This is a genomic window from Mesorhizobium sp. M1399 (assembly GCF_040317735.1).
Taxonomy (GTDB): Bacteria; Pseudomonadota; Alphaproteobacteria; order Rhizobiales; family Rhizobiaceae; genus Mesorhizobium.
In genome coordinates, this window is the sequence record NZ_JAMYKZ010000005.1 from 92,040 (window position 1) to 110,426 (window position 18,387).

The window sequence follows — 18,387 nt, forward strand, 5'->3', positions numbered from 1 at the left end:
ATCGGAAATCGATCCGGACTTCATCCTGTAAAGGAAGGACTAGCATCGGATGACCGAAAGCTCACCCGTACTGTCGCTGGCGACCCGAGAAAATTTCCTGCTCGATGACCGTATCCGCGGCGTGCCGCCTGGCACCCTCGGCTTGGACAGCAGCCTTGTCGCATCTGAGCGCTGGCATCCAGCGGATGGGCGTATGTCGTTGCCGGTGTTGACCGTCGACGAGGGGGCCTTCATCGCCAATCGTGACCTGTTCCTGCGCTATGCGCGAGAGCAGGGCGCCGTGATCGCCCCGCATGCCAAGACCCCGATGGCGCCTGATCTTGCCCGGTCCCTGATCGAGGCCGGAGCATGGGGCACGACCGTCGCCGACATAAGGCAGGCCACGGTGATGCTCAGAGCCGGACTCTGTCGGCTGATCATCGCCAATGAGGTCGGCGGACCAGGTGGTGCGAACCGGCTTGCGGTTCTTGTCAGCGCCTGGCCAAGCGCTGAGTTCTACGTTTTCGCCGACTCGATCGCCGCCGTGAATGCGCTTGCCGAAGCCTGGCGGGCCAATGCGACGCTGCCGCCATTGCGCGTGCTCGTCGAACTTGGTGCGGGCAGGGCAGGCGCCCGGACCACCGGCGAAGCCGAGGCGATTGCCGACGCGATTGTAGCAGCCGGCGGCCGGCTGCTGATCGCCGGCGTCGCAACCTATGAAGGTGCCGCGGCGCAGCCCGATCCTGACCGCACCGATGAGGCGATATCCGCCCTGCTGACAATGACAGCCGACATGTTCCTGCGGCTCCGCGCCCGCGTCGGCGGCGACACCCCGCTGATTGTCACGGCAGGCGGCTCGGTCTACTTCGACAAAGTGGTCGCAGCGCTTTCGCCTCTCGTTTCTAGGGACAGCAGCGCGACGCTGGTGCTGCGCAGCGGCGCCATCTTCTTCCACGACCATGGCGTCTACGACCGCTCGCTCGGCACACTCGACGCCCGCGAGGGTTTTGCAGTCGGCGGCTTCAATGCGTCCGCACGAAATTCGTTCCGTCCGGCTTTGCGCCTATGGGCCGAGGTACTGTCGCGGCCGGAGCCCGGCCTTGCGATCTGCGGCATGGGCATGCGCGACGTGTCGTTCGACCAGGGCTTTCCAATGGTCCTGACCATCTTTCGTGCCGGCAAGCAGCTGCCGATAGCGCGTGCCGAGGTCTTCAAGCTCAACGACCAGCACGCCTTCCTGACAATTGCGTCGGGCGACGACATTGCCGTCGGCGACACCGTTGAATTCGGCATCTCCCATCCCTGCACCTGCCTTGATCGCTATCGCGTGATCTTCGGCGTCGACGCGGCCGGATATGTCAGCCACGCCTTTCCCACCTATTTCGGCTGACCATCGTCGCGCTTTCCAAAAAAAGAACGAAAGGATCCGATATGATCAAGTACTTCCAATCCGGCTCCCGCATGTCGCAGGCGGTCGTCTATGGCGGCCTCGTGCACATAGCGGGCCAGGTCGCAGACGATCGCAAGGCCGGCATCGAGGGTCAGACGAGCGAGGTACTCTCCAAGATCGAGGCGCTCCTGGTCGAGGCCGGCAGCAGCAAGTCGAAGCTCGTGGCGGTCAACATCTTCCTGCCGCAGATTGGCGATTTCGACGCCATGAACAGTATCTACGATGCCTGGGTGGATTCCGCCCGTCTGCCGGCGCGTGCCTGCGTCGAGGCGCGTCTCGCTGATCCTGACCTCCGCATTGAGGTCACCGCCGTCGCGGCTGTGTGAACCGCCGCCATGCACACCGGCATCAGCCATTCGCTCGATTTCGATCGGGACGGCAAGACGCTCAGCCATCTGAGCATCCCGTTCTCGATAGACCGTTCGCCATATTTCCAAATCAAGGTCCCGATCTGCCTCATGCGCAATGGTGAGGGTCCGTCGCTGCTTCTTATGGCCGGTAATCACGGCGATGAATATGAAGGCGAGCTGTGCTTGGCAAAGCTGGTCCGCCGGCTCGATCCAGCGCGAGTCAGGGGCCGCGTCACCATCCTGCCGATGGCCAATGTGCCGGCGGTGATGGCCGCCAAACGCTGCTCGCCGCTCGATGGCGGCAATCTCAATCGCGCCTTTCCCGGAGATCCGTCGGGCACGCCGACAAGCCGGCTCGCCAACTTTCTCGAGACAGACCTGTTCCCCCGACACGACATCGTCTTCGACATTCATTCGGGGGGCACTTCGATGGAACATCTGCCGACTGCACTCGTCGAGCGCAATGCCGATCCCGAGCGCCACAGGCGCGGGGTGGAGCTGATGCGGGCGCTCTGCATGCCCTATGGGTTCGTGGCCGACAATGGCCAGGCCTCGCCGACCTCCATGGGTGCAGCGCGCCGTGCCGGCGCCATCGGCGTCAGCGGTGAGTTCGGGGGCGGCGGCACCGCCACGGTCGACACGATGGCGATCACCGCTCGCGCGATCGACAATCTGCTGATTGCACTAGGCCTGGTCGACGGGCCAGTTGTTGGCGCGGAGTCAATGCATTCGATGCCGACGCGACTGCTTTCGCTTTCGCGGCATAGCCAGGGCCTCTACGCCGCCCGCCGCGGCTGGTTTGAACCCGCCGTGAGGGTTGGCGACAGCGTGAACGCCGGACAATTGGCTGGCTGGTATCACGATCTCGAAAGGCTCGATCTTGCCGAGGAAGCCTTGCATTTTGCCGAAAACGGCATCGTGCTTTCGCGGCGGCTGCATACAATGTGCGAGGCAGGAGACTGCCTCATGCAAGTCGCCGAACCCGTAGAAACCTAAAGGGAAACCGCACGGCGTCTAGCTGCTGCGCCACTCTGGAGAACTGAGGATATCTTATGCAGCTTTCCATGTGGACCTACCCCTGGGATGTCCAGGATCTCGGTTTCGAGATGGTCGAACGCGATCTGGTCGAACGCGCGGGACTCAACATGATCAGCCTTGCTGCCTCGTATCATGCGGGACGCTTCCTTCAGCCGCGCAGCCCGCGCCGCAAAGCCTATTTCCCGGAGGACGGCACGATCTACTTCAAGCCAACCGCCGCGCGATGGGCCGACCTCGCAATTCAGCCCAAGGTGGCGGACGTGATCTCGCAGGGAGGCGACGTGCTTGGCGAGCTCGTTCGCAGACGAGACGCCAATGGGCTCGGTGTTTCGTGCTGGACGGTGTGCCTGCACAACACCCGCGCCGGCATGCTTTATCCGCAGGTGGTTACCCGAAATGCCTTCGGCGATCCCAATTATTACAACCTTTGTCCCTCGCATCCGGATGCGCGCGCCTATGTTCGCGCGCTGGTCGCCGACGTTACGCACACCTACAAGCCGGACAGAATCGAGCTCGAAAGCCCGTCATTCATGAGCTTCGCCCACGAATATCATCACGAGAAAGACGGTGTCGGGCTGACCGCGGAAGATGACTTCCTTCTGTCGCTGTGCTTTTGCCCGTCCTGCCTCGCCCGCGCCGCTTGTGCCGGCATTGACGGCGAGGCGGCGCGCAAACTGGTCAGAGGGTGGATCGTCGAGACCTGTGATCGTGCCGTTCCGGCACCGCGTTTTCCGGACTTTCCGAACGGTAGCTTCGATACCTTCCAGCCCTGGCCAGAATTATACGACTTTCTGCTGTGGCGGTTCGAGCCGGTGACCAGCTTGGTTGCCGAGCTGCGCGACGTTGCCGATCCGGGCACACGTGTCCTCATCATTGACCTGAAGGACGGCTGGTTGGGCGGCTGCGATCTGGCGGCTCTCGGCCAGGCTTGCGACGGCGCGATCCTGTGCGCCTACGATATGCAGGCCAGCGATGTCGCAGATCTGATGGCCACTGGCCGTGCCACGCTCGGAGCAGAGAAATTCCTTGGGACCGGTTACCGGCTGTTCCATCCGGAAATGGCAGGCCCGGACATTCTCGCCGCCAAAGTGAAACCGGCGCTGGCGGCGGGCGTCGATGGCATCAATTTCTACAATTACGGCCTTGTACCTGCCGCACGCCTCGATTGGGTGAGTGCCGCACGATCTGTGTGAACAATCGATCCATTGCCGACCCAATAGGCCTAATTTTGCCTCGAGCATTGCGCGTAATGGAGAGGCGTTCGGAGGACTTCCCGCATGGATCCTCGCATTGCTTTGGCCGGCGGCCAGCAGCCTAGCTGAAAATCGAGGCATGGCTGTGAGGGCCACGCGGGAGGGAGGCGGGTTATACGGTGGAGCGCATCTTACAATTTATTCGCTCTAGCGCATATTGAAATCTATCTTCTGAGCGTATATCTCATAGCTGGAGAGGTACGCTGTGGACCAAATCGCCCGAACGCCTAAGCAACTCGGAGATGCCATCCGCCGGCGGCGCCGCAAGCTCGGCCTGAACCAGGCCACTGTCGGGGAGCACACGATGCTACGCCAAGCGACCATCTCGGCCGTCGAGAATGGAGCGCCCGGGACACAGCTCGGAACGCTTTGCGACATTCTCGCAGCGCTCGACCTTGAATTGGTTGTCCGCTCTCGGACCAGAGCAAAGTCGACCGAGATCGAGGACGTCTTTTGATGGCTCGTCCGCGGCGGCACCTCCCGCTCAACGTCTTCTTGAACAGCCGTCTCGTCGGGCGGCTGAATAGACAATCCAGCGGCGCGATCGATTTTCAGTATGATCCGTCCTGGCTTGCCTGGGAGCATGCGCTACCAGTCTCGCTATCTCTGCCCCTACGTGAAGATCGCTATATCGGTGCACCCGTCATTGCCGTGTTCGACAATCTCCTGCCCGACAGCATCCCGATTCGCCGCCGTATGGCTGAGCGTGTTCATGCCCGAGGGATAGACGCCTACGACTTGCTTGCCGCTGTCGGACGGGATTGTGTCGGCGCACTGCAATTCCTGCCGGATGATGTCGAGCCGGGCCCCGCCGGTATTGTCGACGGCAAACCCGTTGACGATATCGAAATTGCTCGTCTCGTCCGCGATCTGGCATCGGCCCCCCTCGGGCTGGGCGAGGATGAAGATTTCCGGATCTCGATCGCTGGCGCTCAGGAAAAGACTGCGCTCTTGTTCTGGAAAGGACGTTGGTACAAGCCGCTGGCGACGACTGCCACAACGCACATCCTCAAGCCACAGATTGGACGCTTGCCAAATGGCATCGACCTTTCCTTCAGTGTTGAAAACGAATTTTTCTGCCTCAAGATGACAGCCGCCCTGGGACTCCCGTGCGCCGTCGCCGCAATCGAGGAATTCGAAGGCAATCGCGTGCTCGTAGTCGAACGTTTCGATCGCCGATGGACGAGTGACAACCGTCTCCTGCGCTTGCCCCAGGAAGACTGCTGCCAGGCTCTGTCTGTGCCTCCGTCGCTGAAATACGAATCCGATGGCGGGCCTGGGGTTCCGGCTATCCTTGGTCTGATGAAGGGAAGCGACCAACCGGAGCTAGATCAAGCTGCGGTTCTGAAGGCCGTGGTCGCCTTTTGGCTGCTCGGCGCCACAGATGGACATGCCAAGAATTTTAGCGTCTTTCTTTCTCCCGGCGGCCGGTTCCGCATGACGCCGTTATATGATGTGATCTCAGCGCAGACCAGCCTTGATGCGGGACAGATCAGGCGCAACAAAATGAAGTTGGCGATGGCTATAGGCGACGCACGCCACTACCTTATCGATAGCGTCATGCCGCGCCATTTCATCCAGACCGCCGCCAAGGCAGGAATTGGTCCAAAACCCGTCACAGCGATCTTTGACGAGCTGCGCCAACGGGCGCTAGCGGCAATCGAACTGGTTTGTGCATCGCTCCCAAAGGGTTTCCCTTCGCAAGTCGCAGATGCCATTGGCAATGGGGTCAAAGCTCGCGTGCGCAGACTGGAAGAGGTGTGATGCTTAAGATCGAGGCACAACCAGACTGATAGCCATTGGGACGTCCAAATGATCTTCTTTTAGCAGCAGCAACGCCGCGCGGGATGTAATCAACCCACGGACTTGCCAGCCTGTAACTTTCTGACCAGGCCGATCAGCTGATCCAGGTCCGCGCGTGTAAGCGCAAGCATCTCCGCAGGGGGTTTGTGATATTCCCTTGTCAATTCCTCAATGGTTGCAACACCCTTGGCCGTAAGCTTGACACGTTTGACACGGCGATCGCTTGGCGACGGAACCCGTTCGGCGAGCCCCGCCTGCTCCAACCGGTCGACCAGCCAGGTCGCCGTCGAAGGGTCGCAGTGCCATTGAGCGGCCAATGCGCCGATCGGCTTGCCCGCATCTTTGTCGAGGGTGAAGAGGGCGCGCGAGTCGTTGGGCGTCAGACCCAATTTCTGCTGGATCGCCAACCGGTCCGGCGCGGACCGCATCAGGAAATCAAACATCAGGCGCCAGGCCTCGGTGGCGTGCTGCAAGCGATCTTGGCCCGGTCCCATTCCACGCTCCTTCGTGTCTTGACACATATTTGGACCAATCATATGATTTGATCAATCAAAATGTTTGGTGATCAAAGCAATGAGAGGAGATCCGAGATGACCAACACCACGGTTCTCGTCGTCAGGGGCGGCCTGAACGGTCTGACGGCGGCCGCCCTTTTGGCTCACAACGACATTCCGTGCGTCCTCGTCGAGCGCCATCCCGACACGTCAATCCAGTACAAATTTGCCGGCATTTCCCCGCGCAGCATGGAGATCTTTCGAAGCCTCGGCCTCGAGGAGGAGATTCGTGTAAATCGTACGGGGGACCAGCAGGCAGGCGCTATTGCGCGCGCCAGGAATCTCACCGATCCCGAGATTCAATGGGGCGGACCGGCGTGGCCGGATGCAAGTGCCCTCAGCCCCACGCAACCGGCGACGTGTGATCAGCACGTCCTGGAACCGATTCTGCGCCGCTACGCCGAGCGGAACGGTGCAGACATACGTTTCAGCACGGAACTGGTGGCTTTCGAACAGGATGAGAATGTCGTCCGCGCGGAAATTCGCGATATCGCGACCGGCGCAAAGGACGCCATCTCGGCCGACTATCTGATCGTCGCGGACGGTGCGAACGGCTCGATGCGAGAGAGGCTGGAGATCAGCCGCAGCGGGGCAGGCGGCCTTCAGCACTGGATAAATGTCGTCTTTGACACGGACATGCCTCCGACGATCGGCGGCAAGCGTTTCACGTCGTGCTTCGTGACGGACCTCAACGGGACCTTCACGCCCAGGGAGGGTGGACGATGGCTTCTGGCGCTCCAGTACTTTCCCGAAAAGGGCGAGAAACCCCAGGATTTTGATGAAGCCAGGTGCAGGGAACTGATCATACGAGGTGCGGGCCGGTCGGATATCACGACTAGGCTTGTCGATGCGCGCTCCTGGGAAGTGGCCGCGATGACAGCGCGCCAATTCCGCCGAGGCCGCGCGTTTCTTGTGGGGGATGCCGCACATGTGATGCCCCCAACAGGCGCTTTCGGTGGCAATTCAGGTATCCACGACGCCCATAACCTTGCCTGGAAGCTTGCGATGGTAACAGGCGGGCATGCCGGTCCCTCGTTGCTGGATAGCTATGACATGGAGCGCCGGCCGGTCATCGAGGCTACGTTGGCGCAAGCGCTCGCCCGCCTTCAGAAATGGTTCGACGATCCGTCGAAGCGATTGCCTCCCCCAGTCGCGATCGTCGAGGATTACGACGTGGTATTTGGCCAACGCTACGCTGCAGGTGTCGTGGCTCAGGAAGCCACGCGGGACGATCACCCATTCCAAAAATCCACGGAGTTGTCGGGCCGCCCTGGCACGCGTTTACCGCATTTCGCGGTCGGGCGTGCCGGCCAGCGGATTTCGAGTCTCGATTTGTGCGATCGCGACCCTCTTCTCCTCTGCGCCGACGACGCATGGTGTCAGGCCGCTGACGCCGTAAGCCAGCGCCTCCGCATCCCGCTGACCTGCCACGCCTTGGGTGCCAATGGGGTCTGATTGATTTGGACCATCGGTGGCCTTCCGCGCTCGGGGTTGAAAGCGGCGGTGCCGCCTTGGTCAGGCCGGACGGGTTTGTCGCGTGGCGGTCAACGCACGGTGTGCCTGATCCTGTACAGATGCTGATCGAAATACTTGACGGCTTGGGTTTCCGCACGCAGGCGTGCGAACATCATCAGTGAGCGGCGGATGCCTCCGGTCTTCCGGCACGACTTCCCTGCCGATGTCGTCGCCGGGAATGCCGGCGATGTTCAGCCGTTTGCCCGTCTCGTCATGCCTCCTTCCTACTCGTTGTCACCGAGTAGGGCCGCGCCAACCGCTTCGGTCCTCCCCTTGTGTCGCTAAACTCGCATGGACCATCGTGCTGGCCTTTGGCATTGGAGGCCGAATGTCGCCGTTACGGCAAATGATCAATCAACTCGTTCAGCAGGAGCAGCAACGCCCCAGCGACGACAGCCGCGGCCGCGTCGTCCAGCATGATGCCGGCCCCACCCCTTACCTTGTCATGCATGATACGGATGGGCCAAGGCTTGACGACGTCGAAAAACCGGAAAGCAAGGAAGCCTGTTGCCCACCAGAGTGGGTCGAGTGGCAGCATGGAAAGTGTCACGGCGGCGCCGAAGGTCTCATCGATGACGACGATTTGCGGGTCCTCCGTCCCGGTATGGGAGATAACATGCGATGACGCCCATACGCCGACGGCGAACAGGGCCGCATAGGCAAGCACCGTCAGCCAAGGCGATGCGGGTATCAGAGCCGCGGCAACAGCCACTCCAACCATTGCGCCGGCCGTGCCCGGCCATGTTGGAGATAATCCCACGCCGACAGAGGTCGCGAGCAGGTAGGCGAACTTGGGTAGAAATTTATGCATCGAGTTTCGGCCGGCTTCCGACGGGTCGCAAGCAATCATAGTCACATCGTTCGGGTGTTGCCGCCAGACCGCCGCTCGATTTGCACACCCGTCACAAGGCATCGCCCAAACCGTGAAATGCTGTCGGGCACCTGTCGCTGCGACCGGAAGTTCTGTTTCGCCGTCAGCTTGGCGAGCAGCACCTTAATCCGCCGGCCACATTCGCCAAACGAGATCACTTTTGCGGCGAGTTGAGAACATTGCGGAGCCCGGTCTCGGCCCGCATTGGCCAACTGAAACGGTGGCGATGGTGGAACAAACCCGCAAATTGCTGGTAAAGCTCCGTCAAACGACATCATCAGAGGAGCCGCCATGATCGCCGGTCTCATGAAAAGTCGCATCGACCCGCTATGGGAGCAGGCCGCCTCTCCGCTGATCGGGATCGGCATGACGCCGAACCAGGTTACGGCCAGCGGGCTCGTGCTCGTGGCTTTGTCTTCTGCCGCCTACGCGTATCACCATTCAAGTCTTGCCTTTGGCTTGTGCCTGGCGTTTGCCTTCAGCTTCGACGCGCTGGACGGTGCGGTCGCCCGCCGGACAAATATGAGCACCAAGGCCGGTGGCTATTTCGACGCTGTCGTCGACCGTTATCAGGAATTGGCCGTCTTTGCGGCAATAGGCTGGGTCGCCGATCTGTGGGCGATCGCAATGTTCGCGTTCGCCGGCGGGATCCTCACCAGTTACGCCAAGGCGCGGACGGCGCTGGAAATCCCTGTGGAAAACCATGGTTGGCCGGATTTCTTCGAGCGGATGGAACGTCTGGTGTTCATTTGCGTGCTGCTCGCCGCCGACGGAGTCGCGACTGCCATGGGCGCGGCTTCGCCCTGGATTCTGGCAGGCGGGTTCGCGTTGTACGCAGTGCTGGCCAACGCGACGGCCCTGCAACGGATCAGTCGCGCATTTGCGATGCTGAAACGAGCCGACGGGAAGCAGCCGTGAGACCGCTAGAACGCGAGCATCGTATTGACCGCCGTGGCTTTTCCAACAAAGTCGCGTCAGCGCCAGCCCAAGCCTGGGGCGACGTGGGTCAGGATCGCCTCGATGGCATGGACATTGTAGTCGACACCGAGCTGGTTGGGGACTGTGAGCAGCAGCGTATCGGCCTCAGCGATGGCTTCGTCGCCCTTTAGCTGCTCGATCAGGACGTCTGGCTCGGCGGCATAGGAGCGGCCGAACACGGCAAGCCTGTCTGCCTCGATATAGCCGAACTGATCTCCGCCCTGGTTGCCGCCGAAATAGGCGCGGTCGCGATCGTCGACCAGCGCAAAAATGCTGCGGCTCACCGACACCCGCGGCTCGCGCGTGTGGCCGGCCGCCTTCCAGGCTTCGCGAAAAGCCTTGATCTGTTCGGCTTGCTGGATGTGAAACGGCTTTCCGCCTTCATCGAATTTGAGCGTGGAACTCTGCAGGTTCATCCCAAGTTTCGCCGCCCATTCTGCGGTGGCGTTTGTGGCGGCGCCCCACCAGACGCGCTCGCGCAGGCCCTCCGAGTGTGGCTCGACGCGAAGCAGGCCGGGCGGGTTGGGAAACATCGGCCGCGGGTTGGGCTGGGCAAAGCCTTTGCCCAGCAACACTTCGAGCAGCACTCCGGTGTGTCTGCGGGCCATGTCGGCATCGCTCTCGCCCTCTTGCGGGGCGTAGCCGAAGTAGCGCCATCCGTCGATCACCTGCTCCGGCGAGCCGCGGCTGATGCCTAGCTGCAGACGCCCTCCGGCGATCAGATCGGCGGCGCCGGCGTCCTCGGCCATGTAGAGCGGGTTCTCGTAACGCATGTCGATCACCGCCGTGCCGATCTCGATTCGGCTGGTCTTCGCCCCAACCGCTGCGAGCAGCGGGAAGGGCGAGGCGAGCTGGCGGGCGAAGTGATGCACGCGGAAATACGCGCCGTCCGCACCCAGCTCCTCGGCGGCGACGGCCAACTCGACGGACTGCAAAAGCGCATCGGATGCCGTCCGCGTCTGCGATTGCGGCGAGGGCGTCCAGTGCCCGAACGAGAGGAAACCAATCTTCTTCATGAAATAGCCAGCCTAGAGGGAAGACAGGTGCAGACTATGCTTCGGCGCAGAGCAAAGCATCCCGAAATCGGTACCGACGGCCCAGTTTGAGGTGAACGGTCCGTTGTTGATCAGCGATGCCGTCAATGGCGAGCCTGTTGCTGGCGCGAGCGCATCTAGGAAGGTGCCGCGAACGCGAGCACTATCGCGATGAGGATCAACAGCGGCCCCATCCATTTAAAATGGGTTCCAAAGTTGGTCCACCATGCTTGCTGGCCGGGGCGAGCTTGGAACGGGTCCGCGAGAAATCCGAAGCCGATGCCAGCCATCCACAACCCGGCGCAGAACATGATGAACTCGTCGATGTAATCCGCGACCATGTTCCGCAACTTTCGAATTATGCCGCCGCCACGTGCGCCGAATTCGAGCCGATATAGTTACGGATCGTTTCGATGATCCGGTCCTGGTCGGCCTCGCTCAGATAGGGATGCATCGGCAGGCACAGGATGCGCTTCGGCAGCTCTTCCGAAACGGCAAGGCCGGTCGGCGTGCGCGGATAATCGCGATAGGCAATCTGGCTGTGCAGCGGTTTCACATAGTAGATGACCGACGGAATGCCCTTTTCACCGAGATGTGCCTTGAGCCCGTCGCGCTTCGGCGTTTCGATGGCGTATTGCGCCCAGGCCGAGCGGCCGCCGCCCAGATTGCGCGCCGTCTTGACTATATCGCCGAGACCTTCGGCATAGCGATTGGCGACCGCTTGCCGCGCCACCATCTCGTCCTCGAGGATGGCCAGCTTCTCGATTAGGATCGCCGCCTGCAGTGTATCGAGCCGTGAATTGATGCCGACGCGGACATTGTCGTATTGCGTTTCGCCCTTGCCGTGAAAGGCGAACGAGCGCAGCTGTTCGGCCAGCGCATCGTCATTGGTGAACATCGCACCGCCGTCGCCGTAGCAGCCGAGCGGTTTTGCCGGATAGAAGCTGGTCGAGCCGACGGTGCCGAACGAGCCGCACATCTTGCCGTCAGCCGAGCCGCCGGTCGCCTGCGCCGCATCCTCGATGACCATCAGGCCTTCGCGATTGGCGATGGCCATGATTGCTTCGTAATCGGCGGCGAGGCCGAACAGGTCGACGGGAATGATTGCCTTCGGCCTCAGCCGCCCCTCCGCCTTGATCATGGCGATTGCCGCCTCGAGGCTGGCGATGTCGATATTGTAGCTGTCAGCATCGACATCGACGAACACCGGCTCGGCCTTGGTCAGCGCCACCACTTCGGCCGTGGCGGCGAAGGTGAAGCTCGGCACGAATACCGCGTCGCCCGGGCCGATGCCGGCGGCAAACAGCGGCAACAGCAGCGCGTCGGTGCCGTTGGCGCAAGCGACCACGTGCTTGGTGCCGATATAGGCGGCGAGCTTGTTTTCGAATTCGGTGACCTGCGGTCCAAGAATATAACGACCTTCGTCGACGACGCGGTCGATTGCCGCCTTCAGCCTGTCGCGGATGCGTTCGCGCTGTGCGCCAAGATCGATGAACTGCATGTCGGCCTCAAACGGTTTTAGCCAGATCCGGCCGCTGGTAGCAGACTTGGCACGGCCGAGAAAGCCGCAGGGCAAAGCCCTGAATTGCTCAAGTGTCGCAGCCTGTTACCTCTGGTTTCCGATCTGCCCTCTTAAACGCGGGAAAATCCGGGCTTCGGCATGCTTGATATGGGCTGCGCATCCCGCCCGCCAGGTTAGGCGAAACATAAAGTGATCGCCGGCAGGCAGTCCGTGAGGCGGTTGCCAGCCGGTCAGGCGAGTTCATGCCGCCATGGCGGATTGGCGCCGGCCCGCGAGACCGTCACCGCCGCGGCCTTGGCGCCGAGCGTCAGCGCCTTATGGATGGCTTCTTTCGGCAGGCCGGCGATTGCCGTCTTCGACAGCAGGCCCTGCTCGTGCAAGGAGGCAAGGATGCCGGCATTGAACGTGTCGCCGGCGCCGACCGTATCGACCACCTCGACCTTGTCCGGCACGACCGTGACCCGGTGCTGGCTGCTGTAACCAACCGCGCCCTCGCTGCCGTGGGTGACGACGATCAGCTTCGGGCCGCGGTCCAGCCAGTTGCGGACGACGTCCTCATGCGAGCCGGCTTCGTCGAACCAGTTCAAATCCTCGTCCGACAGTTTCACGATGTCGGCCATCGCCATCATGTTGCGGATGCGCCTGAGATGCCTGGCCTTGTCGGGAATGAAGTTTGGCCGGATGTTGGGGTCGAGCATCATCACGCGGCGCTCATGCTCACGTCGCATGAACTCCTCATAGGCCGATCCGGCCGGTTCCGAGATCAGGCTGATGGCGCCGAACAGCATGGCCTCGATCTCGCTGCCGAGCTCCGGCAGGTCCTCGATGGTCAGCATGCGCCCGGCGGTGTTCTCGTCATAGAATGTATAGGTCGCCTGGCCGTTGGTGAGCCGCACGAAGGCGAGCGTGGTCGGCCGCGGCGAGGTGTGCGCATAGGTGGAACTGACCTTGCTGGCCCCCAGCGCCTCCCTGAACTGCCCGCCGAACAGATCCGACGACAGGCCGGAGAAGAAGCCGGCCGGCGCGCCGAGTCGGCCGAGCGCAATGGCCGAGTTGAAGACGGCACCACCGACATAGGGGGCAAAGGCCGCTTCGCCCTCCGTCGTGGTGCGCGGCAGCATGTCGATCAGGGCTTCGCCGCAGCAGAGGATCATGAAGTCTTGCTTTCCGGCGGATAGATCACGCCCTTGCGAATGATGATGTTGGCGTAAAGCCGCGGCTCGCTCGTCGCGACGATCGCGTGCGCGGCCTTGACCCGTGCATAGAAGTCGGCGCCGGCAAGCGCAACCACCTTGCGGCCCGGCGCATGCCTGGCGCAGATCGCTTCAATCTCATGATGAACCGGATCGGCGAGCAGGGGATCGCCTTTAGCCGAGGCGCGAAACAGCGCCTGCGGCACGGCGTCGTCGACAGGCAACACGCTCAATACGGCATCCAGCACCGGGATGAGATGATGACCGTCGGCGCGGATCAGCCGCTGTGCCTGCTGTTCGGCCGGGTAGTTGCCGTCGACCAGCGCGATCTCGTCGCCATGGCCCATGGCGCGCAACATCGCCAGAAGCTCCGGGCCGAGCAGCGCCGGGATACCGATCAGCATGCTCAGAAGCTCCGGGAAATCGTGGTCGAGCCGATGAGGAAGCGCTCCGATAGCGGCAGACTGGCGCCACCCAGCGCCCGCGCATGGATGCCGACCGTTCCCTCGCGGACGGCCGGCAGCCTCAGGCCTTCGCCGTCGATCCTGCCGATGGCCTGGATGACGGCATCGACAAGCCGCCTGCGCACGGCGAGCGGCATCCATCCGTCGATCACCGCGGCTTCGAAATCGATGACGGACGACGCCGCAACGATGGCATAGGCGAGCGCCTGCGAGGCGCTGGCGATCCAGTCGTCAAGCTCGGCACCGATCTCGCCCCAGTCCCCCGGTGATGTCCACAGATGCGAGGCCTCGACGCCGCGTGCGTTGAGCGCCTTCTCCAGCGTGGCGATCGATGCAACGTCGATCAACTGCGTCGGCTTGCCGTCAGGCCCGGGCACTGGCATTGAGCCCAGCGCGCCGGCATTGCCGGTTGGGCCGCCAAACAGCCGGCCGTTCAGCACGATGCCGCCGCCGGCAAAGGCACCGATGTAGAAATAGACGAAATCGCGCGCCGCACCCGCCGCCTGGCCGAACACGAGCTCGGCGCCGCAGGCCGAGGTGGCATCGTTTTGCAGGTAGACCGGAAATTCGCATTGCGCCTGGATGTCGGCGCGGATGTCGCGATGGCGCCATTCGTCCATGATTTCACGCGGCGCGCCGGCGGTATCGGCCCAGTTCCACAATTCGAACGGCATGGCGATGCCAAGCCCGGCGATGCGCTTGTCCTGCGCAGGAGTGAGCTCGCCGCGCATCTTCTTCATGCCGCTCGTAACGAATTCCACCGTCTCGCGCGGCGCCGGATAGCGGTACGAATGCTGCAGCATCGAGCGCACATTGCCGAGGAAATCGATCAGCACGAGCTCGGCGCTGCGCCGGCCGATCTTCAGGCCGATGAAATAGGCGCCGTCGGGATTGAGCGCCATGGGTATCGAGGGCTGGCCAATCTTGCCGCGCAACGGCGCCTGGCGAACGAGCAGGTCGTCCTCCTCCAGCTCGCGCATGATGACTGATACTGTCTGCGCCGAGAGGCCAGTCATGCGTGCGATGTCGGATTTGGCCAGGCTGCCGTGCTGGCGCACCAGCGACAGCACCAGCCGCTCATTGTGGTCCCGCATGCCGCTTTGATTGGTGCCGCGGTGCAGGCGGCTTTCGGCCGCATCGGGCGAGCCGTGCCTTGTAATGCCGGTCTCCACCCCTGTTCCTCCCGTCGTTTCCCCTCAATGCTTTTGGTCTAGAGTGAGTGAACAATCCTGCGTTGTCAATAATAAATAAGAGTGATTTAATTATTGACAGTGCTGGCGGACTGGTGTCTCTTGAGATCGGCGTCGACACTGGGAGATTTCGTCGGACGCGCTGCAGATGCCGGTTGGCCGGCATCCTAAATGGTTCAATGGGAGGAAAATCGTGACCACGTCAAAACTGTTGAAATCCACCGTGTTTGCCGCGGCCGGACTGAGCCTGATGGCGTTTGCGTCGACGGCATCGGCCGCCGGGGTCGGCGCCTGCTTGATCACCAAGACCGACACCAATCCCTTCTTCGTGAAGATGAAGGAAGGTGCCGCCGCGAAAGCCAAGGAAATCGGTGTCGATCTGAAAGCCTATGCCGGCAAGGCGGAAGGTGACAATGAGGGCCAGGTTGCGGCGATCGAATCCTGCATCGCCGACGGCGCCAAGGGCATTTTGATCACCGCCACCGACACTGCGGCCATCGTGCCGGCGGTGAAGAAGGCGCGCGATGCAGGGGTGCTGGTGATCGCTCTCGACACGCAGCTCGAGCCTGCCGATGCCGCGGATGCGACGTTTGCGACCGACAATTTCAAGGCCGGCGAGCTTATCGGCTCCTGGGCAAAGGCTACCTTGGGCGACAAGGCCAAGGATGCGCACATTGCCTACATGGATCTGATCGCCAGCCAGCCCTCCGTCGACGTCCAGCGTGATCAAGGCTTCATGAAGGGCTTCGGCATCGACCTCGGCGATCCCAAGAAGATCGGCGACGAAACCGACGCACGCAACGTCTGTCACGATCTGTCGAGCGGCAATGAGGATGGCGGGCATACTGCCATGGAGAATTGCCTGCAGAAGGATCCGGATATCAACGTCGTCTACACCATCAACGAACCTGCGGCCGCGGGCGCCTACCAGGCGCTGAAAGCCGTCGGCAAGGAGAAGGACGTCCTGATTGTCTCGGTCGATGGCGGCTGCCCCGGTGTCAAGAACGTTGCCGAGGGCGTGATCGGCGCCACTTCACAGCAATATCCATTGCTCATGGCCTCGCTCGGCATCGAGGCGATCAAGACCTTTGCCGACACCGGCAAGAAGCCTGAGCCGTCGCCCGGTCTGAACTTCTACAACACCGGCGTCACGCTGATCACCGACAAGCCTGCCGCCGGCATCGAATCCATCGACACGAAGCAAGGCCTCAGCAAGTGCTGGGGTTGATTTGATCCCCTGATCGGCTCAACTTCAAAAGAACAATAGGGAATGTGGAGCGGTTTCGGCCGCTCCACATCACAGGCGGGGAGGCCGACTTGAGCGTCGAAACAACCAGGAGCAAGGGACCGCAGGAATTCGAGACGGTCCTGGCCGCTAGCGACGCCAGCGTCGCATCATTCGAGACGCATTCCCGCTCGACGTTGGAGAGCATCCAGCACCGCTTGCATAAAAGCCCGGCCATGGTGCCGCTGATCATCCTGCTCATCTCGGTGGTTCTGTTCGCAGTCGTCGTCGGCGGACGCTTCTTTTCTCCCTTCACCCTCACCCTGATCCTCCAGCAGGTGGCGATAACCGGCATGGTCGGCATCGCGCAGACACTGGTGGTGCTCACCGCCGGCATCGACCTGTCAGTCGGCGCCATCATGGTGCTGAGCTCGGTTGTTATGGGCCAGTTTGCCATGCATTACGGTGTTCCAGCGCCGGTCGCCGTTGCCATCGGGCTGCTTGTCGGCGCGATTTGCGGCTTGATCAACGGCATTCTCATCGCCTGGGTGAAACTGCCGCCCTTCATCGTGACGCTCGGCACCTGGTCGATCTACGCTGCCATCAACTTCATCTATTCCGGCAACGAGACCATCCGCAGCCAGGATCTCGAGGCGACGGCACCGCTGCTGCAGTTTTTCGGCGGCTCGTTCAGGATCGGCGGCGCAGTCTTCACCTATGGCGTGCTGTTGGTGCTGATCATGGGGGCAATTGCCTGGTACGTGCTCAATCACACCGCATGGGGCCGGCATGTCTACGCAGTCGGCGACGACCCGGAAGCCGCGGAACTGTCGGGGGTGCGCGTCAGCCGGATGCTGGTCACGGTCTATACCCTGACCGGCATCATTTGTGCCATCGCCGGCTGGGCCTTGATCGGACGCATCGGATCGGTCTCGCCGCAGGCCGGGCAGTTCGAGAACATCAATTCGATTACCGCCGTGGTGATTGGCGGCACATCACTGTTCGGCGGCCGCGGTTCCATCCTCGGGACCATCTTCGGTGCGCTGATCGTCGGGGTGTTCGCGCTCGGCCTCAGGCTTTGGGGGACAGATCCCCAATGGACGCAATTGTCTGTCGGCGCCCTTATCATCATCGCTGTTGGTATCGACCAGTGGATCAGGAAGATCTCGGCATGAACCAGACTCAGGAACCGATCCTTACCGCCCGCAGCCTGGTCAAACGCTACGGTCGCGTCACCGCCCTCGACAATGCCGATTTCGATCTCTATCCGGGCGAAATCCTTGCTGTCATCGGCGACAACGGCGCCGGCAAGTCGTCGCTTATCAAGGCGATTTCCGGCGCGGTCGTGCCCGACGAAGGCGAGATCCGGCTTGAAGGCAAGCCTATTGCATTCAAATCGCCGATGGAGGCCCGCGAAGCCGGCATCGAGACCGTCTACCAGAACCTGGCGCTGTCGCCGGCGCTGTCCATCGCCGACAACATGTTTCTCGGCCGCGAGATCCGCAAGCCGGGCTTTCTTGGCAGCTGGCTGCGCATGCTCGACCGTCCGGCGATGGAAAAGCGCGCCCGCGACAAGCTGACCGAACTTGGCCTGATGACCATCCAGAACATCAGCCAGGCGGTGGAAACTCTCTCCGGCGGTCAACGCCAGGGCGTGGCGGTGGCGCGCGCCGCGGCCTTCGGCTCGAAGATGGTCATCATGGATGAGCCGACGGCCGCGCTCGGCGTCAAGGAGAGCCGCCGCGTGCTCGAACTGATACTCGACGTCAAACGCCGAGGCCTGCCGATCGTGCTGATTTCACACAATATGCCGCATGTCTTCGAGGTGGCGGACCGCATTCACATTCATCGGCTCGGCCGTCGCCTGTGCGTCATCGATCCGAAGCAGTATACGATGTCCGACGCGGTCGCCTTCATGACCGGCGCCAAGGTGCCGCCGGAGGCGGCGCTGGCGGCCTGAACAAGAAC

Annotated in this window: 20 protein-coding genes; 12 read left to right on the forward strand and 8 right to left on the reverse strand. The window is 62.1% G+C overall.

Annotation, left to right across the window (positions count from 1 at the left end; all coding sequences use genetic code 11):
* Positions 1-49: 49 nt before the first annotated feature.
* From NKH05_RS09790 to NKH05_RS09815, 6 genes are all read left to right on the forward strand, one after another.
* Complete coding sequence (locus NKH05_RS09790) at positions 50-1,369, forward strand: alanine racemase (protein WP_352717066.1); 1,320 nt, start codon at positions 50-52, stop codon at positions 1,367-1,369.
* A gap of 41 nt (positions 1,370-1,410) precedes the next feature.
* Positions 1,411-1,755 carry a RidA family protein gene (locus tag NKH05_RS09795; protein WP_023718467.1) on the forward strand — a complete coding sequence of 115 codons (345 nt, stop codon included), beginning with the start codon at positions 1,411-1,413 and terminating at the stop codon, positions 1,753-1,755.
* 9 nt (positions 1,756-1,764) lie between these two features.
* Entirely contained in the window at positions 1,765-2,775 is a 1,011-nt protein-coding gene (locus NKH05_RS09800; RefSeq protein ID WP_023718466.1) for a succinylglutamate desuccinylase/aspartoacylase family protein, read from the forward strand.
* 56 nt (positions 2,776-2,831) lie between these two features.
* Complete coding sequence (locus NKH05_RS09805) at positions 2,832-4,010, forward strand: hypothetical protein (protein ID WP_023718465.1); 1,179 nt, start codon at positions 2,832-2,834, stop codon at positions 4,008-4,010.
* Positions 4,011-4,275: 265 nt separating this feature from the next.
* Complete coding sequence (locus tag NKH05_RS09810) at positions 4,276-4,527, forward strand: helix-turn-helix domain-containing protein (protein WP_023718464.1); 252 nt, start codon at positions 4,276-4,278, stop codon at positions 4,525-4,527.
* A complete protein-coding gene (locus NKH05_RS09815; RefSeq protein ID WP_023718463.1) occupies positions 4,527-5,834 on the forward strand; it encodes a type II toxin-antitoxin system HipA family toxin in 1,308 nt (435 codons plus the stop codon). The genes NKH05_RS09810 and NKH05_RS09815 overlap by 1 nt, the downstream gene beginning before the upstream one ends.
* 89 nt (positions 5,835-5,923) lie before the next feature.
* Here NKH05_RS09815 and NKH05_RS09820 read toward each other — a convergent pair whose 3' ends face one another.
* Entirely contained in the window at positions 5,924-6,367 is a 444-nt protein-coding gene (locus tag NKH05_RS09820; RefSeq protein ID WP_031193803.1) for a MarR family winged helix-turn-helix transcriptional regulator, read from the reverse strand.
* Between the two features lie 96 nt (positions 6,368-6,463).
* On the opposite strand from NKH05_RS09820, the gene NKH05_RS09825 reads away from it, so the two are divergent.
* Both NKH05_RS09825 and NKH05_RS09830 read left to right on the forward strand, forming a co-directional pair.
* The gene (locus NKH05_RS09825; protein WP_353025338.1) at positions 6,464-7,882 is read left to right on the forward strand and encodes an FAD-dependent monooxygenase; all 1,419 of its coding nucleotides are present in this window, start codon (positions 6,464-6,466) and stop codon (positions 7,880-7,882) included.
* Positions 7,883-7,887: 5 nt separating this feature from the next.
* Positions 7,888-8,064, forward strand: a complete 177-nt coding sequence (locus tag NKH05_RS09830) for an aromatic-ring hydroxylase C-terminal domain-containing protein (protein WP_352717070.1) — start codon at positions 7,888-7,890, stop codon at positions 8,062-8,064.
* Positions 8,065-8,279: 215 nt separating this feature from the next.
* Here NKH05_RS09830 and NKH05_RS09835 read toward each other — a convergent pair whose 3' ends face one another.
* A complete protein-coding gene (locus NKH05_RS09835) occupies positions 8,280-8,753 on the reverse strand; it encodes a phosphatidylglycerophosphatase A family protein (protein WP_031193801.1) in 474 nt (157 codons plus the stop codon).
* A 351-nt stretch (positions 8,754-9,104) separates the two neighbouring features.
* Here NKH05_RS09835 and NKH05_RS09840 point away from each other — a divergent pair, with 351 nt between their 5' ends.
* Positions 9,105-9,731 (forward strand): CDP-alcohol phosphatidyltransferase family protein, encoded by a 627-nt coding sequence (locus NKH05_RS09840; protein ID WP_352717074.1) that lies wholly within the window; start codon positions 9,105-9,107, stop codon positions 9,729-9,731.
* 56 nt (positions 9,732-9,787) lie between these two features.
* Here the strand turns inward: NKH05_RS09840 and NKH05_RS09845 are convergent, their stop codons facing one another.
* The 6 genes from NKH05_RS09845 to NKH05_RS09870 all read right to left on the reverse strand — a co-directional run bounded on the left by NKH05_RS09845 (position 9,788) and on the right by NKH05_RS09870 (position 15,176).
* Positions 9,788-10,807: an LLM class flavin-dependent oxidoreductase gene (locus NKH05_RS09845; protein ID WP_352963943.1), complete on the reverse strand. Its 1,020-nt coding sequence runs from the start codon at positions 10,805-10,807 to the stop codon at positions 9,788-9,790.
* A gap of 155 nt (positions 10,808-10,962) precedes the next feature.
* Positions 10,963-11,166 (reverse strand): hypothetical protein, encoded by a 204-nt coding sequence (locus NKH05_RS09850; protein ID WP_023718458.1) that lies wholly within the window; start codon positions 11,164-11,166, stop codon positions 10,963-10,965.
* A gap of 17 nt (positions 11,167-11,183) precedes the next feature.
* Positions 11,184-12,326 carry a DegT/DnrJ/EryC1/StrS family aminotransferase gene (locus NKH05_RS09855; protein WP_023718457.1) on the reverse strand — a complete coding sequence of 381 codons (1,143 nt, stop codon included), beginning with the start codon at positions 12,324-12,326 and terminating at the stop codon, positions 11,184-11,186.
* Between the two features lie 251 nt (positions 12,327-12,577).
* Positions 12,578-13,501 carry a carbohydrate kinase family protein gene (locus NKH05_RS09860; protein ID WP_352483656.1) on the reverse strand — a complete coding sequence of 308 codons (924 nt, stop codon included), beginning with the start codon at positions 13,499-13,501 and terminating at the stop codon, positions 12,578-12,580.
* On the reverse strand, positions 13,498-13,944 hold the full coding sequence (locus NKH05_RS09865; protein WP_353025340.1) for an RbsD/FucU family protein: 447 nt from the start codon (positions 13,942-13,944) through the stop codon (positions 13,498-13,500). The genes NKH05_RS09860 and NKH05_RS09865 overlap by 4 nt, the downstream gene beginning before the upstream one ends.
* A 2-nt stretch (positions 13,945-13,946) precedes the next feature.
* Positions 13,947-15,176, reverse strand: a complete 1,230-nt coding sequence (locus tag NKH05_RS09870; protein WP_352494808.1) for an ROK family transcriptional regulator — start codon at positions 15,174-15,176, stop codon at positions 13,947-13,949.
* Between the two features lie 229 nt (positions 15,177-15,405).
* On the opposite strand from NKH05_RS09870, the gene NKH05_RS09875 reads away from it, so the two are divergent.
* From NKH05_RS09875 to NKH05_RS09885, 3 genes are all read left to right on the forward strand, one after another.
* Entirely contained in the window at positions 15,406-16,422 is a 1,017-nt protein-coding gene (locus NKH05_RS09875) for a sugar ABC transporter substrate-binding protein (RefSeq protein WP_023718453.1), read from the forward strand.
* An 89-nt stretch (positions 16,423-16,511) separates the two neighbouring features.
* Complete coding sequence (locus tag NKH05_RS09880; RefSeq protein ID WP_023718452.1) at positions 16,512-17,594, forward strand: ABC transporter permease; 1,083 nt, start codon at positions 16,512-16,514, stop codon at positions 17,592-17,594.
* Positions 17,591-18,379 (forward strand): ATP-binding cassette domain-containing protein, encoded by a 789-nt coding sequence (locus NKH05_RS09885; RefSeq protein ID WP_023718451.1) that lies wholly within the window; start codon positions 17,591-17,593, stop codon positions 18,377-18,379. The genes NKH05_RS09880 and NKH05_RS09885 overlap by 4 nt, the downstream gene beginning before the upstream one ends.
* Positions 18,380-18,387: the final 8 nt, after the last annotated feature.